Below are 17,667 nucleotides of genomic sequence, written 5' to 3' on the forward strand. Positions count from 1 at the left end.
ATTGCAGTACAATTTTTGTTTGAACTTATTTACTGCGAAAACACGAGGAGGCAGCCTATGGCAGAAAAAAATATAAAACTGAGCAAAAAAGAAAACAGGATACAGGTATTGAAGTTCGCGCTTTTTTCTGTATCGGCGGGGGTCATACAGACGATTTCCTTTACACTGCTCAACGAATCTTTAGATTGGCCCTATTGGCCTTGTTATTTGATTGCCTTGACTCTTTCGGTTCTATGGAATTTTACACTGAACAGAGAATTCACCTTTCAGTCGGCTAACAACGTTCCGCTGGCTATGGCAAAGGTTTTCGGCTTTTACTGCGTGTTCACGCCTCTTTCTGTATGGTGGGGAAGCGCGCTGACTGGAGCGGGCTGGAATGAGTACTTGGTTCTCTTTGGGACCATGGCAGTCAATTTGACCACAGAATTTTTGTACGATCGTTTCTTCGTATTCAGAGACAGCATCAACACCAACAAGAGGGCACGGAAGAAAAATGGATAAGAGAACAATAACGGGAAAGAAAGCGAAGAGCAGAATGAAGATCATGCATGCGGCTAAGTATCTCTGTGAAAAAAACGGCATCGAAAACGTCACTTTTCACGACATAGCAAAAGAGGCCGACGTCTGCCGGACAACGGTATTCAACCACTTTTCTACTACAGACCAGTTGATGATCGCGTTATTCTGCCAGGAGATTGAAGATATAGACCAGTACTGCAGTGAAATAAACTGCAGCGGCATGGCTTTGATTGAAGCGGTCTTTGACAAACTCATCGAGGACACGGCTTATTACCCTGTGCTGACGTATAAAATCGCTTCCAGCACCATCCTGCGAGGGGGAGTAGAGGATAATTCGCTTATTTATATTGAGAAGATGATCGCCGAAAATCTCCCTGCCCCGTACAGACAACAGGCGGCTCTTTATACGGTTGCCACGATGGGCGCCTATTATGGACTGGTAAATCATTATCACTCATTAAATAAAACGTTTGATGCAGACCAGATGAAAGAGGAGTTTCATCAGCTGCTCGAATTGATCTTTGGAGGTAGAGAACAATGAACAATTGCGGAATCAGCAGATGGGACGATCCGGATCTCATCAATAAACAGCTGGAAAATTTGACGGAACAGCCGATCTGGGAGGTTTCAGACGACTACTATGAAAACGAGATTCAGAGGTTTTACGACGAGAAATGTAAAGGTTCTAAAGCCATCTTTGAAGAGGCGAAAGAATATATTCCAGGAGGCGTGCAGCACAATCTAGCTTTCAACAAGCCGTTTCCTCTCTGTTTCGATAAGGCGGAAGGAGCCTATCTTTACGATAGAGATGGGAATGCGTACATCGACTTTCTGCAGGCTGGCGGACCGACCATCTTAGGCAGCAATTACGGGCCTGTGAGGGAAGCGGCCATTGAACTTCTGCGAGACTGCGGTCCCGTCACCGGCCTGCTCCACGAGGCGGAGCTTTTGATTGCCAAGGAGATTCACAAGCACATGCCAAATGTGGAGATGTTCCGCATGCTGGGCAGCGGCACGGAGTCCGTCATGGCTGCCATGCGTATCGCCCGTATCGCCAGCAAGAAGAAGCACATCATCAAAATCGGCGGCGCTTATCACGGCTGGAGTGACCAGGTGGTCTATGGCCTGAAGATTCCAGGCAGCAGAGCGCTTTTGGAATCCCACGGCATTCCAGGCAAAATGTTTTCTCTGGTAGACGAGGTGAAACCAAACGACCTGACGATGCTGGAAGACATGCTGAAGAAGAATAAGGCAAGGGGCGGTACGGCCGGCGTCATCGTAGAACCGGTAGGGCCGGAAAGCGGGACCAGGCCAGTCGCCAGAGATTACAACAGAGGCGTCAGAGAACTCTGCGACAAGTACGGCGCGCTGATGATCTTTGATGAAGTGGTGACTGGCTTCAGAGTGGCATTAGGCGGTGCGCAGGCCTACTTTGATGTGGCGCCGGATTTGACCATATTCGGCAAAATCGTGGCCGGCGGATATCCGGCGGCCGGCGGCGTCGGCGGTAAACGCCAGTATGCCAGCATCATGGCGGCTGGCCTGGGTAACGCAGGCCATCGAGCTTATGTGGGAGGAACTCTGGCGGCAAATCCGCTGTCAGCTTTGGCCGGGTATACGGCTATCAAGGAAATTGAAAGAACCAACGCCTGTGAAATTGCAGGAAGAGCAGGGGACCGCCTGGCTGACGGTTTAAAAATGCTGCTGGACAAATACGGACTACCTTACGTAGCCTACAACCAGGGCAGCATCGTTCACCTGGAATGCACAGGAGCCATGAGCTTTGATTTTTCCTCCTTCTCTTTCGTCAAATCGGCAGTGGGACTTTTGGCCCACAAGAAGATGATGTACGAAAGAAAGGATTCCATGGAGAGAATGGGAGCCGCTTATATGGCAAACGGCATCGTGACCCTGGCAGGAAGCAGGCTCTACACATCTCTGGCAGATACAGACGAAGTTATCGACGAGGCACTGAACAGATTTGAAAACGTATTCAAACACGTTGTGAAGACGGAGAAGTGCAAGCTGTAAGGGAGGCGCCTTATGGGAAAATATATCTTATCACATGACATTGGAACCAGTTCAGACAAAGCGGTACTAGTAGATTTTAAAGGCGACGTGATCGCCACCAGCAGCAAAGCTTATCCCACCCTCTATCCGAACCCGGCCTGGGTGGAACAGAATCCGGAAGAATACTGGCATGCCGTCACGGCTTCCAGCCGCGCGATTGTGGAGAAGACGGCAATCGATCCGGCAGAAATCAAAGGCATCGTCTTCTCCACCCAGGCCCAGGGTGTGATTCCTGTGGATAAAGATGGCAATGTGCTGTATAATAATATTACGTGGGTGGACGGCCGCGCCCAAAAGCAGGCGGAATCTATCATGAAGCACTTGGGCGGCAAGAAGGTCTTTTCCCTGGTGGCAGGAACGCCCATCATGGGTAAGGACTGCATTGCAAAGATTATCTGGCTGAAAGAGGAACGACCGGAGATTTATCAGAATACCCATTTGATATTGGATGTAAATGGGTATCTCAAATATAAGTGTACGAAAAAGATGGTGACGGAGCTGTCCGGCGCATCTTCCTACGGTCTGGATCTGAAGTCAAAGCAGTGGCTGTCTGTCATCAAGCTGACAGGCATCGACATGGAGAAGCTGCCTCCTCTTGTCTGCAGTACGGATCTGGTGGGAGGTCTCACCGATGAGGCTGCAGCCGAAATGGGACTTTTGGCGGGCACGCCGGTCTTCGGCGGCTGCGACGATGTGCAGGCGGCAGCCGTAGGCGCAGGAATGTGCGGTGACGGCGATATTCATATCTATTTAGGCACTTCAGCCTGGGTGGCCGCTACCAGCAAAACTGCTGACAAGTTCCGACACGGTGCGGCAGCCATTCAGAGCGCCGACAGAGAGATGAACCTGATCGCCGGAATTACCGAATCCGCCGGCGCCAATATTCAGTGGATCTGTGACCAGTTCTTCGCCAGTGAAAAAGAAAAATACGGAGAAAACATCTACAAGTATATGGACGATGTGGTGCAGAGCATACCGCCTGGCAGCGATCATCTGATCTGTACGCCGTGGATGCTGGGCGAACGATGTCCCGTTTCCACCACGACGACCAGAGCGACTTTGTTCAACATGACTATGGTACATACGAGAGAACATCTGATGCGCTCCGTCTATGAAGGCATCGGCTATAATCTGAGATGGATTTTAGAAAACTATCAAGCAGATTACGGCTTCGCCTGTGATAATTTCAGGATTATCGGCGGAGGCGCTTTGGATAACGGCTGGATGCAGATTATCGCAGATATCACTGGCAAAAGCTTTTCTATCGTCAAAGATCCGCGCAACGCTGGTGCCGTAGGGGCGGCTGTGGTGGCTCTAATCGGACTGGGAGAGTTATCGGGTTTCGGTCACGCCAAGGAATTCGTGCAGATAGACAAGGTGTATCAGCCTGATCGAAATAATAAGGCGGTCTATGATCAGCTTTTTCTTACCTACAAGGAGGTGTACAAATCTCTGGAGCAGGCCTACAAATTTGCCAATGGAGAAAGGTTCAGACATGAGGAAAATGGACAATAATATATTTGAAATGATTAACAAGTATGCTGAAGAATTGTCATTAATGGATGGCTATCGCAGAGATGTGAACAAAATCATGCTCAATCTGGCCGGCAATTGTTATGAGACAGCTGACGATGCAGATTTTGCCGCCCTGTCCCAAGATGACATAGAAATTGTCAGTCCGGAAGATACCAGCCATTTTATTGAATACAAGCTTCTGCAGGGGAATCATGATATCAATGCTTTGGTGCTCTCAGCAACACCATACTGCCGGCAGGCGGCAAAACAGGGCCGGCCTCTGATTGCAGCGCTCGACGATATGGCGCAGATCGTGGGGTATCGGGTAGAGACTGTCTCCTATGATGAGCAGGCCGTCAAAAACGCGTTAAAAAAAGCGGAAGGATGTTTTGTCAGGGATAAGGGAGTCACCATCACCTGCGGCCGTAATCTCTATGAGGCTGTAGTAGCGCTGACGATCCTGGAGAAATCCGCAGAAGTCAATCTGAAAGCAGAAGCGTTGGGCGGCGCAAAACCACTGCCGAAAATCGAAGCGGATTTCATGAGGATGATTTACAAGAAAAAATATTCCAAAGCGGAGCAGGAAGTGAAGTCCAAGGAGGGCGATGCATAAAATGAACGAAATGGAAATGAGAGAAAAACTGGTGGACTATGGAAAACGGCTGGTTGCAGCAGGCCTGGTACAGGGAACCTGGGGAAACCTTTCTATGCGTCTTTCTGAGGAAACTATGCTGGTTACGCCTTCGGGCCTAGACTATAACAGGCTGTCGCCGGCGGATATGGTAAAGGTAGACGTCAGGTCGTTAGAACACGAAGGAGAGCACAAACCGACTTCCGAAAAGGGGCTTCACGCTGGAATTTATCAGCGCAGGCCGGAAATCGGCGCGGTCATCCATACCCATTCCAAATATGCCTCCGTCTTTGCCGCTGCGGGACGGTCCGTACCTGTAGTACAGCCAGAGCTGAAACGAATCTTTGGCAGTCAGGTGCCTCTTGCCAAGTACGGTCTTCCCGGCACAAAAACTTTGAAAAAGCATACCATTGAAGCCCTCGGGGACAATAATGGATGTATCATGACTGCCCACGGCATGATTTGCTGCGGCAGGACCATGGAAGAAGCCTTTGACCACTGCCTGAAGCTGGAAGACTGCTGCAGACAGTATATTGAAGAAGGCTATGAAAGGGATGAAAAGATAATGGATATAAAAGAGATTTTAGAGAGACAGCGCTCCTTCTTTGCAGAGGGTGTGACCAAAGATCTCTCTTACCGCAGAAGTGCCCTCTTGAAGCTCCGGAATGCAGTAAAGCGCCATGAAAATGAGATTTTTGACGCATTATACAAAGACCTGGGAAAATCGGCCTATGAGGCCTATGAGACGGAAATCGGTTTAGTATACAGCGAGATCACCTATATGCTGAAGCACCTGGACCGGCTGGCAAGACCGAAACGAGTGGCCACGCCTCTTTCCAATTTTCCGTCAAAGAGTTTGATTTACAGAGAACCATACGGTTCGGTACTGATCATGTCGCCGTGGAATTATCCGTTCCAGCTGACTTTGGTTCCTTTGGCCGGCGCCCTGGCGGCAGGCAACTGCGCGGTGGTCAAACCTTCAGCTTATTCGCCGGCCGTTTCCCACATCATCGCTAAAATCATCAGTGAGACATTCAGCGAGTGTTATGTGCATACGGTGACTGGCGGACGAGAGGCCAATCAGAATCTGCTCTCGCAGAAGTTCGATTACATCTTCTTTACGGGCGGAAAAGCAGTAGGCAGACAGGTGATGGAGGCAGCGGCAAAGCATCTGAGCCCGGTAACCTTGGAGCTGGGCGGCAAGAGTCCCTGCATCGTCGACGAAAGTGCAAATATCCCTCTTGCGGCCAGAAGAATCGTTTGGGGAAAATTTCTCAATTGCGGCCAGACCTGTGTAGCGCCGGATTACATCTTGGTACACGAGTCTGTGAAGAGTAAGCTGCTGGCGGCGTTAGTTAAGAATATTGAGGCGCTGTACGGGGAAGACCCTGTCAACAGTAAAGACTATTCAAAGATTGTCAATGAAAAACATTTTGACCGGCTCACCGCTTTGATTGAAGGAGAAGACCTCTATTACAGCGGCGGAATCGACAGAGACCGTCTGAAGATGGGGCCGGTTATTATAGACGAAGCATCTTGGGACAGTAAAGCGATGGGAGAAGAAATCTTCGGGCCGATTCTGCCGATGATCGAGTTCGACGATTTGCGCAGAGTAAAAAAGGAGCTGGAAGGAAGGCCGAAGCCGCTGGCCCTTTATCTCTTCACAAGGTCGAAGGCTTCCATGAAATACGTCACCAAGAATATTTCTTTTGGCGGAGGCTGCATCAACGACACCATCATGCACCTGGCCACGTCCAACATGCCCTTCGGCGGCGTAGGCGACAGCGGCATGGGAAATTATCACGGCAGTTACAGCTTCAGAACGTTTACCCACGAAAAGAGTGTGTTGAACAAGAGCAATCTGATCGACGTCCCTCTGCGGTATCCGCCTTATGGCAGAGATACTAAGTGGCTGAGACTATTTTTAAAATAAGGCGGAGGATTATGACAGACGACAAAAATATAGATATGAGATACGCGGTGCTTATCGATGCTGATAACATCGCCGGAAAATACATCAAAACCATCATGGATGAGGTTTCAAATTACGGGACGGCTACTTACAGGAGGATTTACGGAGACTGGACGAACCCTAACTTGGAGGGGTGGAAGAAATACTTGCTGGAGAATTCCATCATTCCCGTTCAGCAATATGGCTATACGACGGGGAAGAACTCTACTGATGCGGCCATGATTATCGACGCTATGGATATTCTCTATTCCGGCAATATTGACGGTCTGTGCCTGGTCACCAGCGACAGCGATTTTACCAGACTGGCGGCAAGACTCAGGGAATCGGGCATGGACGTGATCGGAATGGGGGAGCAGAAAACGCCGAGAGCCTTTATCGCTGCCTGCAACAAATTTAAGTATCTGGATTTGATTTACTCTGAGAGGAGAGAAGTTGCGGCGGCTGCCGAGAAGAGGGAAAAAGAGGCCAGTGTTCTCAGCAGTTTAGAAGAGCTGAAGGAGACGATCGTGGACCTGGTGGAAGAGAATTCTGACGAGGATGGCTGGATGTTTACCGGCAACCTGGGCAACATTCTTTCCAAACGTTATCCGGATTTCGACGTGAGAAACTTCGGCTATACCAAGCTGACACCGTTTATCAAATCGTTGGATTTATTCGAGGTAAAAGCGCACAGAGTCGGAAATAATAATAAATTAATCTATATCAGGAAAAAATAAACTTATGAATAAAACGTTAGAACAGATTTTAGAGAGCAGCAGAACATATACGTCAGAAGGCCGTGTGGCAGATTATATACCGGAGCTGGCAAAAGCCAACAGAGAAGAAATCGGCATCTTTGTCGCTACAGCAGAGGGCGATTATTATGCAGGGGACTGGGATAAACCGTTCACGATTCAGAGCATCGTAAAACCGATTTTCCTGATGCTGACAGCCATTGATAACGGCATCGACTTTGTGAAAGCCCACGTCGGTGTGGAGGCTACCGGGAAACCATTTAACGCCATCGACTATGCAGAGCCGCTTTTGCTGAAAGAACATATCAATCCCATGGTCAACATCGGCGCTATCGCAGTCTGCGGCCTGGTTAAGGCTGCTAGTAATGAGGAGCGTTTTCAGCGTCTGCTGCATTTTACAAAAAAGATTACGGGCAACCCGCAACTGGAAATAGACAGGGAAGTCTATGAGTCGGAAAAGAAGACGGGCAATAAGAACAGAGCACTGGCTTATTTGCTGAAGAACTCCGGCATGATCTACGGCAGTGTAGAGGAGCTGCTGGACGTCTATTTTGCCATGTGTTCAGTTAAAGTGACCTGCAAGGATCTGGCAAATATGGGATATTTGTTGGCCAACCGAGGCGTGGATCGCAGCGGAGAGCGAATCATTCCCCGGGAAGATACGATATTTCTCAACGCCGTGCTGACGACCAGCGGTATGTACGACGGATCGGGAGAATTTGCGACCACTGTAGGCATTCCGGCCAAAAGCGGCGTGGGTGGCGGTATTATGGCTGATTGTCCGGGCAGGATGGGTATCGGTATCTACTCTCCGGGCCTGGACAAGAAAGGCAACAGTGTTGCCGGTGTAAAGATGCTGGAAAGGCTGAGCAGGGAACTTCAGCTCAGTATCTTCTAGCAAAGAAATAGAACGCAGGAGCGTCGAAACAACTTTCGGCGCTCCTGCGTTTTTACTTTAAACACTCAGTAAACACTCAGTCGATCAGCATAAAACGCCGCCGCTGGGAATCAATGTATCCGTCTTCTTTCAGCAGACGGATTTCCCGCATCATAGCCGATCTGTCCACAGCCAGATATTCGCTCAAATCTCCCAGAGTAAAGGGAATTTCGAAATATTCACCCTCCTTGGCGCCGCAAGAGGATTGGGCATATCTTAAATAGGCCAGCAGCTTTTTTCTGGTGGTGTGCTGATTGAGGATGGTGATATGCAGTGACAGCGCTTGGGATTTCTGCGCTGTCATGAGAAAGAGGTTGCTGATCAGCTGGGAATGGTGCTGACAGGACTTTTCACAAGGGGTAACGATGTGCTGATAGCTGATAAAGACGACATTGCAGTCGGTTTCCGCTGTGACGATGTATTCGTAATCCTCCAAAGGCAGGGAAAAGACCTCTCCAAAGAGATCCTCTTTAGCGTAATTTTCCAAGAGGCTGGAATCGCCGTTTTCGTCGATATAATAAAGTCGTGCTCGTCCTGCTAAGAGGATTCCAACTTTTTCTAACTGATCGGAATACGCTAAAATGGTTTCGCCAGCCGCGTATGATTTAAACTGAGGCTCAAAACAGAGTATCATTTTTTCGATGGATTCCGGGGATATGTTATCTGTAAAATATCTTTTTTTCATCATTGCCTCCTGTATATTTTTCTTTATGATAATTTTATCACAACATTGTTGCATTTACCACAACTTCATAATTTTCAGAGAAGTATAATACACATATAGATAAACGTGAATAAGCAGTCGTTATAAACAGGAGGTATAGGTATGTTATATAAACTGACGGATCATTATGAGGAACTGAGAGCAAAGATCAGAGCATTTGCGGAAGAAGAAGTCAAGCCAATCGCATTCATGCTCGACAAGAACAACGAATTCCCTCATGATATGGTAAAGAAACTGGCAGAGATGGGATTGATGGGAATTCCTTATGAGAAAAAGTACGGCGGCGCCGGTTCTGACGTTTTGAGTTACGCCATCGCCGTAGAAGAGCTGGCAAGAGTAGACGGCGGCGCCGGTGTTATCCTGTCGGCCCACGTATCTCTGGGTTCTTACCCGATTATGGCGTTTGGAACAGAAGAACAAAAGCAGAAATATCTGGTGCCTCTGGCAAAGGGAGAGAAGCTGGGCGCCTTTGGTCTGACAGAGCCAAATGCAGGCAGCGACGCCGGTGGTACAGAGACGACAGCCGTATTGGAAGGCGACCATTATGTGCTCAACGGCGGTAAGATTTTCATCACCAACGCGCCGATAGCAGATACATATATCGTATTTGCTGTGACGACGCCGAATATCGGCACGCGCGGCATCAGCGCTTTTATTGTAGAAAAAGGATGGGAAGGCTTTGACTTTGGCGACCATTATGATAAAATGGGTATCAGATCTTCATCGACGGCAGAACTGATCTTTAACGACGTTAAAGTACCGAAAGAAAATTTGCTGGGCAAAGAAGGTGAAGGTTTTAAGATTGCAATGGCAACTCTGGACGGCGGACGAATCGGCATCGCTTCACAGGCGCTGGGTATCGCTCAGGGAGCTTTTGAACACGCTGTGGAATACGCGAAGGAAAGAGTGCAGTTCGGTATTCCGATCGCCCATCAGCAGGTCAACTCCTTCAAAATCGCCGACATGGCGACCAAAATCAGATGTGCAAGATTCTTAATCTACAGCGCTGCTGAATTGAAAGAACACCACGAACCATATGGCATGGAATCGGCCATGGCAAAACAGTATGCATCGGACATCTGTCTGGAGGTTGTCAACGATGCACTGCAGATCTTTGGCGGAACTGGCTATCTGAAGGGCATGGAAGTAGAACGTGCATATAGAGACGCTAAGATTACGACGATCTATGAAGGCACAAACGAGATTCAGCGGGTGGTTATCGCTTCTCATATCATCGGCAAGGCGCCAAAACGTGACGCGGCACCGATGGCGCAAAAAGGACCGATTACCGGTCACCGGAAGAAGATGATTTTTGCCAAAGGAACCGCACAGGAAAAAGTAGACGCTTTAGTGGAAGCGCTCAAGGGTGATGGTTTTGACTTTACTGTGGGCATCGATCCAATGACACCGATTACGCTGGCGGACCGCGTAGTCAGCGCAGGCAAAGGAATCGGCAGCAAAGACAACATGAAGCTGATTGAAGCTTTGGCATACCAGGCCGGTGCTGCTGTGGGTTCATCGAGACCAGTGGCGGAAACGCTCAAGTATCTGCCTCTTGACAGATATGTGGGGATGAGCGGACAGAAGTTCACTGGAAACCTCTATATCGCATGCGGCATTTCCGGAGCAGGCCAGCACCTGAAAGGAATCAAGGATGCTACGACCATTGTTGCAATCAATAAGAATAAAAATGCACCAATATTTAAAAATGCTGACTACGGCATCGTGGGAGATCTGATGGAAATCCTGCCGCTGCTGACTGCCGCCCTGGACAATGGAGAAGCTAAGAAACAGGCGCCTCCAAAGGTAAAGATGAGAAAGCCGACTTTGAAGAAGGAAGCATCACCGTGGACAACGTACGTATGTAACGGCTGCGGTTACGAATATGATCCGGCAGTAGGCGATCCAGAGAACGGCGTAAGTCCTGGAACGGTATTTGAAGCGCTTCCGGAAGAGTGGATCTGTCCGCTGTGCGGAGAAGAGCAAGAAAGCTTTGTCGTAGTTGAAAAGGATAAGGAGGAAGAATAATATGCAGTGTGTTAGAAAAGTCACAGAAGATTTGTATTGGGTAGGTGCAAACGACAAGAGACTCGCTCTCTTTGAAAACATCCATCCTATACCAAGAGGTACTTCCTATAATTCATATGTGCTGTTGGACGAAAAAAACGTATTATTCGATACGGCAGATTGGTCCGTATGCAGACAATTTATTGAGAATGTGGAATATGTCTTAGCTGGCAGAACGCTCGATTACATGGTAATCAATCACATGGAGCCGGACCACGGCGCTTCTATTGAAGAAATTCTGCTCAGGTATCCGAAAGTAAAGATTATCTGCACGGCAAAGGCAACGATGATGATGAACCAGTTTGGCTTCCCTGTAAAAAACATTCAGGAAGTCAAAGAAGGAGATACCATGTCTTTTGGAAAACACGAAGTGACCTTTGTGGCTGCTCCAATGGTTCACTGGCCTGAGGCCATGGTGACCTTTGATACAACTGCAGGCGTTCTGTTCTCCGCAGACGCATTCGGTTCCTTCGGATCTCTTGACGGAAAGTTGTTCGCCGACGAAGTCAACTTTGACAGAGACTGGATTGACGACGCCAGAAGATATTATACTAACATCGTAGGAAAATACGGTCCGCAGGTACAGAAGCTTTTGAAGAAGGCCGGCGGCCTCGATATCAAATACATCTGTCCGCTTCACGGTCCGGTTTGGAGAAAAGACATCGGGTACTTCCTGGAGAAGTATGATAAATGGTCAAAGTATGAGCCGGAAGAACAGGGTGTGCTCATCGCCTATGCTTCCATGTACGGTAATACAGAGAGCGCTGCCCACATTCTGGCGACGAAACTCTGTGAGAAGGGTATGACTAACATCGCTCTTTACGACGTGTCCTGTACCCATGTATCCTACTTGATTTCAGAGGCTTTCAAATACAGCCACATGGCTCTGCTGTCCGTAACTTATAACCTGAAGATATTCCCGGTTATGCAGAACTTTATTGAAGACATGGCTGCCCTGAACCTGCAGAAGAGAGTGGTCGGCGTCGTTGAAAACGGTTCGTGGGCTCCACAGGCAGGATCACTGATTGCAGAAGAACTCGACAAGATGAAGGAAATGACGGTGCTGAACGAACAGATGACAATCCTGTCATCATTAAATGATGCAACTTACGATCAGCTTGACGATTTGGCTGAGAGCATTATCGAATCCATGAAATAGAATATATATCCATAAAACGAGTGCCCGCGGGCACTCGTTTTGTCGCTCCCTGGCGGAGCGGGGTCAGGCCAACGCAGTGCTAAGGCCGGCTGCGGTTACGCAGAAAAGGCGAAAATGCCGGAAAACGTTAAGCAGATTGGGGCAGCCTGGTCTCAAATGCGTAACGGACCTGGGTCAGGGAGGCTGCGGTTACGCAGGAAAGGCGAAAATGCCGGAAAACGTTAAGCAGATTGGGATGTCCTGGTCTCAAATGCGTAACAGACCTGGGTCGGGGATGCTGCGGTTACGCAGGAAAGGTGAAAATGCCGGAAAACGTTAAGCAGATTGGGACGTCCTGGCCTCAAATGCGTAACAGACCTGAGTCAGGGAGGCTGCGGTTACGCAGGAAAGGCGAAAATGCCGGAAAACGTTAAGCAGATTGGGAAAATCGATGTCGAATGCGTAACGGACCTGGGTCAAGGAGGCTGCGGTTACGCAGGAAAGGCGAAAATGCCGGAAAACGTTAAGCAGATTGGGGCAGACCGATATCAAATGCGTAACAGCGCAGTGTCAGGCCGGCACTAGCTTTGTCAGACCGGCACTAGTCCTGCGCCAGATCAGCCACTCCTGTGCCAAGCGGCAACGTAGACAGAGTTTTGCACATATGGTACAATCATTTTACGAAAGGAAATAGAGAGGGGATCCCTATGGAAATTGAAATCCGTGAACTGAGAAAAAGAGATTACGGCAAAGCGATACAATTTGCCATTACAGGAATGCACTTTAATCTTTACTTGGATCACAAGTTTCTGCTGCATTTGTATGGCAGGTATTTTTGGTACAGCGAATTGCAATGTGCTACTCAAGTGATAGCGGCATATCTTGGAGACGAACTGGCAGGTGTACTTTTAGCTGATATGCGTGGTGAAAAGAAAAGGCATCGGACAATTGGACAGACGATATATGTTAAAATCTTTGCGTTTTTGCAGAACACTTTCTACAAAGGCGGCACCTCCATATATGATGCGGCAAACAGAGAGATGTTGGGCGAATATTTAGAGAAGAATCAGCCTGACGGTCAGGTTGTATTCCTGGCCGCTGATCCAGATTCGAAGGAAAAAGGCATCGGAACGAAGCTGTTAGAAGAACTGGAAAGAAGAGAACGGGGAAAAGACATCTATTTATACACCGATGATGCCTGCACCTATGAGTTTTATGAACACAGGGGATTTGTGCGTTCGAGTGAAAGAGAAGTAGTGCTTGATTTTGGAAACAAAAAAGTACCGCTGAAATGTTTTCTGTACAGCAAACTAATGAAATAAAAAATTTGTTAATAACATAAAAACTCTTAACATGATTATCACAATTTTTTAGTATACTAAGCTGTATCTGCAAAAAGGAGCGTTAAGCATTTAAATGAAAATACTGAAGAGAATATTAATCGTTTTTACACTATTGATTTTAGTTATCGGCGGGTGTATTTATTATGCTTTTAAAATAGAACCATATCGCGTTACCCTGAATGAGTTTGCCCTCAATGAAGAAAAGCCGGACAGAGAGCATTTAAAAATCGTACAAATATCAGATTTGCATATCAAAGCTGACTTCACATACAAAAATTTGGACAAGGTCATCAAAAAGGTCAATGAACAAAATCCGGATATTGTTATTTTTACGGGGGATCTGTACGATAACTACGCGATATATCGTGATGATGAAAATATCGTAACGGCATTGCAAAAGATTGAAGCCAGTTATGGTAAAATAGCCATTTGGGGAAACAGGGATTACGGCGGCGGAGCGGAAAGGACCTATGCTGCGGTCATGGAAGACGCCGGCTTTACCTTACTGAAAAATGAAAACTGGTATATCACATTGAATAACGGCAAGAGGGTATTGTTCACTGGACTTGATGATGCCTTATTAGGTCATCCCGTTATGCCTGACGGGACGAAAATTTATGATTCCGACTATGAACTGCTTTTGTCCCATGAGCCAGATAATGTGGAACCGTATATGAACTATGACTATGACATTGCTTTGAGCGGCCATAGTCACGGAGGACAGATTAACATTCCGTTTCTGCCCTTCGTCAATGAAATGGCTCTGACTGTCACTGCGCTGTCTTCTAAATACAGCGGCGGCATGTACACCTTCGATGACAATGCCATTAAGCAGCTTTACGTCAACACCGGCATTGGAACCACTCACATCTCTGCTCGTTTTGGGGTGGTGCCGGAGGTCACTTTATTTCATATTTATGTGTAATGCGGAATACCTTATAAAGTTTTGATATAATGTACGACGAGTTCTCTACCGGTTAAAGCGGGGGAACTCCAGTACAAATTCTGCTTTGCAAATCACCTGTGGCTCTTTGGGCAGAATATCAAGTTTTTGGTATCAAAGATATCCCGATTTGAAAACATGATTAGAAGGAAGATTTCCTCAATCAGGCTGAACTATGTTTTTTGCTGATTCATCTGCCCTGATTTCTCTGTAAAAGTACTGACGATGGACTTGCCGCAACCTTTGTTCAGATAATCCTCGTTGCCGATTAAGTTAATCGATACTATAAGTATCGGCAGGTTCATTGGCCGTATACCAATCTTCTAACCCGCAAGCGTCATAGCAATCATACTATTGACAAAAGCCGCTGGGAATCCTCTCTCTCATAACGATACAATGATGGAGCCATTTATATTCTTTATTGAGCCGTGATGTTAATAAGGTAACATCTTGATCGGTGAACCTTCTCAAACTTATTTCTTTCATATTATAATTACCTCTTTTCTGATTAGAGTAAAAGCGATTGTATTCATTATGGCATGAAACCAGTCGAAGTTACAGGCAAATGAAAATGCGAATATTTCGATAACGGAAATAGTGTCACAATCATATTGACAGGATTATAACAATCCGATAGAATGAGATTGAATACATTATACAGAAAGGAGCGCATTGGCGTGCCCATCAGGGCGCTGATGCAAGATGTAATATGCTGGAACGAGAATATTATGATAAAACCGACGAAATTATTGCATCTCATGGATCGGGACAGGCGGCACTGATACCTATTATTCAGGACATTCAGGAAGAATACCGCTATTTACCTCCTGAGTTATTGACCTACGTTGCTGAGAAGCTGAAGATTAGTGAATCACAGGCTTACAGTGTAGCGACCTTCTACGAGAATTTTTCTTTTGAACCGAAGGGGAAATATATTATCAAGGTCTGTGACGGAACTGCTTGTCATGTGCGCAAGTCTATTCCGATCCTGGAAGCTCTTTATGGAGAATTGGGTCTTTCGAAGGAAAAACAGACCACGGAAGATATGCTGTTCACCCTGGAAACCGTGTCCTGTCTTGGCGCCTGCGGTCTGGCTCCTGTTTTGACAGTCAACGATAAGGTTTATCCGAAGATGACGCCAGAAAACGCCGTTGCATTAGTTCACGAATTGAGAGGAGTTTAGAGATGAGCAAAATAACAAGCAGAGAGTCTCTCGAACAGCTTCGTGAGCTTTCTAAGAAAGAAATCGACAATAACAAATGCAGAATTTTGATCTGTGCCGGTACAGGTTGTATCGCGGGCGGATCAGGTGCTATTTATGATAAGATGTGCGACTTAGTGGCCTCTAACCCGAATATCGAAGTCTGTTTTGAGCCGGAAGTGGCCCATGGAGACGGTGATATCGCTGTAAAAAAGAGCGGCTGTCATGGATTCTGCGAGATGGGTCCTCTGATGAAAATAGAACCGCAGGACATCTTATATACCAAAGTACAATTGGAAGACTGCGAAGACATCTTCTATAGAACCATAGAAAAAGGGGAGTTGATTCCGCACCTGCTCTTTAAGCAGAACGGCACAGAATGTAAAAAGCAGGAAGACATTGCATTCTATAAGAAGCAGAACCGTAACGTATTGAAAAACTGCGGCCGAATTGATGCGGAAAATATTGAAGAATTTCTTGCTATCGGGGGATATCGCGGTCTTGCCCGTGCACTGTTCGATATGACAAAGGAAGAAGTCATCGAAGAAATTTCGGAATCAGGTTTGCGCGGCCGAGGCGGCGCAGGTTTCCCTACCGGGAAGAAATGGTCCCAGGTGGCAAGGCAGAAGGAAGAAAAACGTTATGTAGTCTGTAACGGTGACGAAGGAGACCCGGGCGCATTCATGGACAGAAGTGTCATGGAGGGAGATCCGCATAAAATGATCGAAGGCATGATTATTGCGGCTTATGCAGTCTCTGCTGACGAAGGTTACATCTACGTTCGTGCAGAATATCCTCTTGCCATTGAGAGGCTGAAAAACGCCATCGCAGAGGCAGAAGAATACGGATTGCTGGGTGACAACATTTTGGGCACAGACTTCAGCTTCCACTTACATATTAACCGCGGCGCAGGTGCTTTTGTCTGCGGAGAAGGCAGCGCCTTGACCGCATCCATCGAGGGCAACCGAGGCATGCCAAGAGTGAAACCGCCTAGAACCGTAGAACAGGGACTCTTTGATAAACCGACGGTATTGAACAATGTAGAGACTTATGCCAATGTTCCAATGATCATCGCCAGGGGTGCTGATTGGTTCAAAGGTATCGGTACGGAAAACAATGCAGGAACAAAAGCCTTTGCCCTGACTGGCAGCGTAAAAAATACGGGTTTGATCGAAGTTCCAATGGGAACGACCCTGCGGGAAGTCATCTATGATATCGGCGGCGGCATCAAAGACGACCGAGAGTTCAAAGCAGTGCAGATCGGAGGTCCTTCCGGCGGCTGTCTGACGAAAGAGCATCTGGATATGAAGCTGGACTTCGACTCTCTGAAAAAAATCGGCGCTATGATCGGTTCTGGCGGCATGGTTGTCATGGACGATCACACCTGTATGGTAGAGGTCGCCAGATTCTTCATGAACTTTACCCAGAATGAAAGCTGCGGCAAGTGCGTACCATGTCGTGAGGGTACGAAGAGAATGCTGGAAATCCTCGAACGTATCGTCGCAGGTAAGGGAACACTGCAGGATCTGGATCTTTTGGAAGAACTGTCCGAGACCATTACAGATACAGCCCTCTGCGGACTGGGAAAATGCGCGGCACAGCCTGTCATGAGTACGCTGAAATTCTTCAGAGAAGAATATGAACAGCATGTAATAGAGAAGAAATGTATTGCTAAGAACTGTGAGGCACTGCGTAAGTTCATTATTAACCCTGACAAGTGCAAGGGCTGCTCCAAGTGTGCACGTAACTGCCCTGCAGGCGCTATCGCCGGACAGATCAGAAAATCATATCATATTGACAATGAAGCCTGCATCAAGTGCGGAGCCTGTCTGTCAGACTGTGCTTTTGATGCGATACATATTGAGTGGTAGGA

Annotated in this window: 17 protein-coding genes; 15 read left to right on the top strand and 2 right to left on the bottom strand. The window is 47.5% G+C overall.

The features are described from left to right. Positions 1–57: 57 nt before the first annotated feature. The 8 genes from BN6539_RS12345 to glsA are packed head-to-tail and all read left to right on the top strand — an operon-like array spanning position 58 to position 8,339. Positions 58–501 (top strand): GtrA family protein, encoded by a 444-nt coding sequence (locus BN6539_RS12345; RefSeq protein WP_067538940.1) that lies wholly within the window; start codon positions 58–60, stop codon positions 499–501. Beyond that, entirely contained in the window at positions 494–1,060 is a 567-nt protein-coding gene (locus BN6539_RS12350; RefSeq protein ID WP_067538942.1) for a TetR/AcrR family transcriptional regulator, read from the top strand. The genes BN6539_RS12345 and BN6539_RS12350 overlap by 8 nt, the downstream gene beginning before the upstream one ends. Next, positions 1,057–2,550, top strand: a complete 1,494-nt coding sequence (locus BN6539_RS12355) for an aspartate aminotransferase family protein (protein ID WP_067538943.1) — start codon at positions 1,057–1,059, stop codon at positions 2,548–2,550. Before BN6539_RS12350 ends, BN6539_RS12355 begins: the two co-directional genes overlap by 4 nt. Positions 2,551–2,562: 12 nt before the next feature. Next, positions 2,563–4,104: a xylulokinase gene (locus BN6539_RS12360; protein ID WP_067538946.1), complete on the top strand. Its 1,542-nt coding sequence runs from the start codon at positions 2,563–2,565 to the stop codon at positions 4,102–4,104. Continuing rightward, positions 4,094–4,717 carry a class II aldolase/adducin family protein gene (locus tag BN6539_RS12365; RefSeq protein ID WP_187375499.1) on the top strand — a complete coding sequence of 208 codons (624 nt, stop codon included), beginning with the start codon at positions 4,094–4,096 and terminating at the stop codon, positions 4,715–4,717. Before BN6539_RS12360 ends, BN6539_RS12365 begins: the two co-directional genes overlap by 11 nt. Before the next feature lies 1 nt (position 4,718). Continuing rightward, complete coding sequence (locus BN6539_RS12370) at positions 4,719–6,668, top strand: aldehyde dehydrogenase family protein (protein ID WP_187375501.1); 1,950 nt, start codon at positions 4,719–4,721, stop codon at positions 6,666–6,668. 11 nt (positions 6,669–6,679) lie between these two features. Further along, positions 6,680–7,423 carry an NYN domain-containing protein gene (locus BN6539_RS12375; protein ID WP_067538961.1) on the top strand — a complete coding sequence of 248 codons (744 nt, stop codon included), beginning with the start codon at positions 6,680–6,682 and terminating at the stop codon, positions 7,421–7,423. A 4-nt stretch (positions 7,424–7,427) separates the two neighbouring features. Continuing rightward, entirely contained in the window at positions 7,428–8,339 is a 912-nt protein-coding gene (gene glsA, locus BN6539_RS12380) for a glutaminase A (RefSeq protein WP_067538963.1), read from the top strand. A gap of 76 nt (positions 8,340–8,415) precedes the next feature. On the opposite strand, the gene BN6539_RS12385 is transcribed toward glsA, so the two are convergent. Next, positions 8,416–9,066 carry a Crp/Fnr family transcriptional regulator gene (locus BN6539_RS12385; RefSeq protein WP_242869409.1) on the bottom strand — a complete coding sequence of 217 codons (651 nt, stop codon included), beginning with the start codon at positions 9,064–9,066 and terminating at the stop codon, positions 8,416–8,418. Between the two features lie 138 nt (positions 9,067–9,204). Here BN6539_RS12385 and BN6539_RS23565 point away from each other — a divergent pair, with 138 nt between their 5' ends. The 5 genes from BN6539_RS23565 (at position 9,205) to BN6539_RS12405 (ending at position 14,575) form a co-directional block, all read left to right on the top strand. Continuing rightward, on the top strand, positions 9,205–11,130 hold the full coding sequence (locus tag BN6539_RS23565; protein WP_074038119.1) for an acyl-CoA dehydrogenase family protein: 1,926 nt from the start codon (positions 9,205–9,207) through the stop codon (positions 11,128–11,130). 1 nt (position 11,131) lies between these two features. After that, positions 11,132–12,328: an FprA family A-type flavoprotein gene (locus tag BN6539_RS12395; protein WP_067538966.1), complete on the top strand. Its 1,197-nt coding sequence runs from the start codon at positions 11,132–11,134 to the stop codon at positions 12,326–12,328. Positions 12,329–12,724: 396 nt separating this feature from the next. Beyond that, a complete protein-coding gene (locus BN6539_RS22390) occupies positions 12,725–12,892 on the top strand; it encodes a hypothetical protein (protein ID WP_156524179.1) in 168 nt (55 codons plus the stop codon). Positions 12,893–13,014: 122 nt separating this feature from the next. Beyond that, the gene (locus BN6539_RS12400; protein WP_067538967.1) at positions 13,015–13,629 is read left to right on the top strand and encodes a GNAT family N-acetyltransferase; all 615 of its coding nucleotides are present in this window, start codon (positions 13,015–13,017) and stop codon (positions 13,627–13,629) included. Between the two features lie 94 nt (positions 13,630–13,723). Beyond that, positions 13,724–14,575 carry a metallophosphoesterase gene (locus BN6539_RS12405; RefSeq protein ID WP_067538970.1) on the top strand — a complete coding sequence of 284 codons (852 nt, stop codon included), beginning with the start codon at positions 13,724–13,726 and terminating at the stop codon, positions 14,573–14,575. 191 nt (positions 14,576–14,766) lie between these two features. Here BN6539_RS12405 and BN6539_RS23110 read toward each other — a convergent pair whose 3' ends face one another. Next, positions 14,767–14,898, bottom strand: coding sequence for a hypothetical protein (locus tag BN6539_RS23110; RefSeq protein ID WP_276326625.1), 132 nt, complete (start codon positions 14,896–14,898; stop codon positions 14,767–14,769). A gap of 404 nt (positions 14,899–15,302) precedes the next feature. Between BN6539_RS23110 and BN6539_RS12410 the strand changes: the two genes are divergently transcribed. Then, entirely contained in the window at positions 15,303–15,776 is a 474-nt protein-coding gene (locus BN6539_RS12410; RefSeq protein ID WP_067538972.1) for a complex I 24 kDa subunit family protein, read from the top strand. A 2-nt stretch (positions 15,777–15,778) separates the two neighbouring features. Then, positions 15,779–17,665, top strand: a complete 1,887-nt coding sequence (nuoF, locus tag BN6539_RS12415) for an NADH-quinone oxidoreductase subunit NuoF (protein WP_067538975.1) — start codon at positions 15,779–15,781, stop codon at positions 17,663–17,665. Positions 17,666–17,667 lie beyond the last annotated feature (2 nt).

It is taken from the genome of Emergencia timonensis (genome assembly GCF_900086585.1).
In the GTDB taxonomy this organism is placed as follows: domain Bacteria; phylum Bacillota; class Clostridia; order Peptostreptococcales; family Anaerovoracaceae; genus Senimuribacter; species Senimuribacter timonensis.

What these genes read in the sequence shown, in the direction of transcription:
- BN6539_RS12345 (WP_067538940.1), top strand. Translation starts at nt 58, where the DNA reads ATGGCAGAAAAAAATATAAAACTGAGCAAAAAAGAAAACAGGATACAG.
- BN6539_RS12350 (WP_067538942.1), top strand. Translation starts at nt 494, where the DNA reads ATGGATAAGAGAACAATAACGGGAAAGAAAGCGAAGAGCAGAATGAAG.
- BN6539_RS12355 (WP_067538943.1), top strand. Translation starts at nt 1,057, where the DNA reads ATGAACAATTGCGGAATCAGCAGATGGGACGATCCGGATCTCATCAAT.
- BN6539_RS12360 (WP_067538946.1), top strand. Translation starts at nt 2,563, where the DNA reads ATGGGAAAATATATCTTATCACATGACATTGGAACCAGTTCAGACAAA.
- BN6539_RS12365 (WP_187375499.1), top strand. Translation starts at nt 4,094, where the DNA reads ATGGACAATAATATATTTGAAATGATTAACAAGTATGCTGAAGAATTG.
- BN6539_RS12370 (WP_187375501.1), top strand. Translation starts at nt 4,719, where the DNA reads ATGAACGAAATGGAAATGAGAGAAAAACTGGTGGACTATGGAAAACGG.
- BN6539_RS12375 (WP_067538961.1), top strand. Translation starts at nt 6,680, where the DNA reads ATGACAGACGACAAAAATATAGATATGAGATACGCGGTGCTTATCGAT.
- glsA (WP_067538963.1), top strand. Translation starts at nt 7,428, where the DNA reads ATGAATAAAACGTTAGAACAGATTTTAGAGAGCAGCAGAACATATACG.
- BN6539_RS12385 (WP_242869409.1), bottom strand. Translation starts at nt 9,066, where the DNA reads ATGATGAAAAAAAGATATTTTACAGATAACATATCCCCGGAATCCATC.
- BN6539_RS23565 (WP_074038119.1), top strand. Translation starts at nt 9,205, where the DNA reads ATGTTATATAAACTGACGGATCATTATGAGGAACTGAGAGCAAAGATC.
- BN6539_RS12395 (WP_067538966.1), top strand. Translation starts at nt 11,132, where the DNA reads ATGCAGTGTGTTAGAAAAGTCACAGAAGATTTGTATTGGGTAGGTGCA.
- BN6539_RS22390 (WP_156524179.1), top strand. Translation starts at nt 12,725, where the DNA reads ATGCCGGAAAACGTTAAGCAGATTGGGAAAATCGATGTCGAATGCGTA.
- BN6539_RS12400 (WP_067538967.1), top strand. Translation starts at nt 13,015, where the DNA reads ATGGAAATTGAAATCCGTGAACTGAGAAAAAGAGATTACGGCAAAGCG.
- BN6539_RS12405 (WP_067538970.1), top strand. Translation starts at nt 13,724, where the DNA reads ATGAAAATACTGAAGAGAATATTAATCGTTTTTACACTATTGATTTTA.
- BN6539_RS23110 (WP_276326625.1), bottom strand. Translation starts at nt 14,898, where the DNA reads ATGAACCTGCCGATACTTATAGTATCGATTAACTTAATCGGCAACGAG.
- BN6539_RS12410 (WP_067538972.1), top strand. Translation starts at nt 15,303, where the DNA reads ATGCTGGAACGAGAATATTATGATAAAACCGACGAAATTATTGCATCT.
- nuoF (WP_067538975.1), top strand. Translation starts at nt 15,779, where the DNA reads ATGAGCAAAATAACAAGCAGAGAGTCTCTCGAACAGCTTCGTGAGCTT.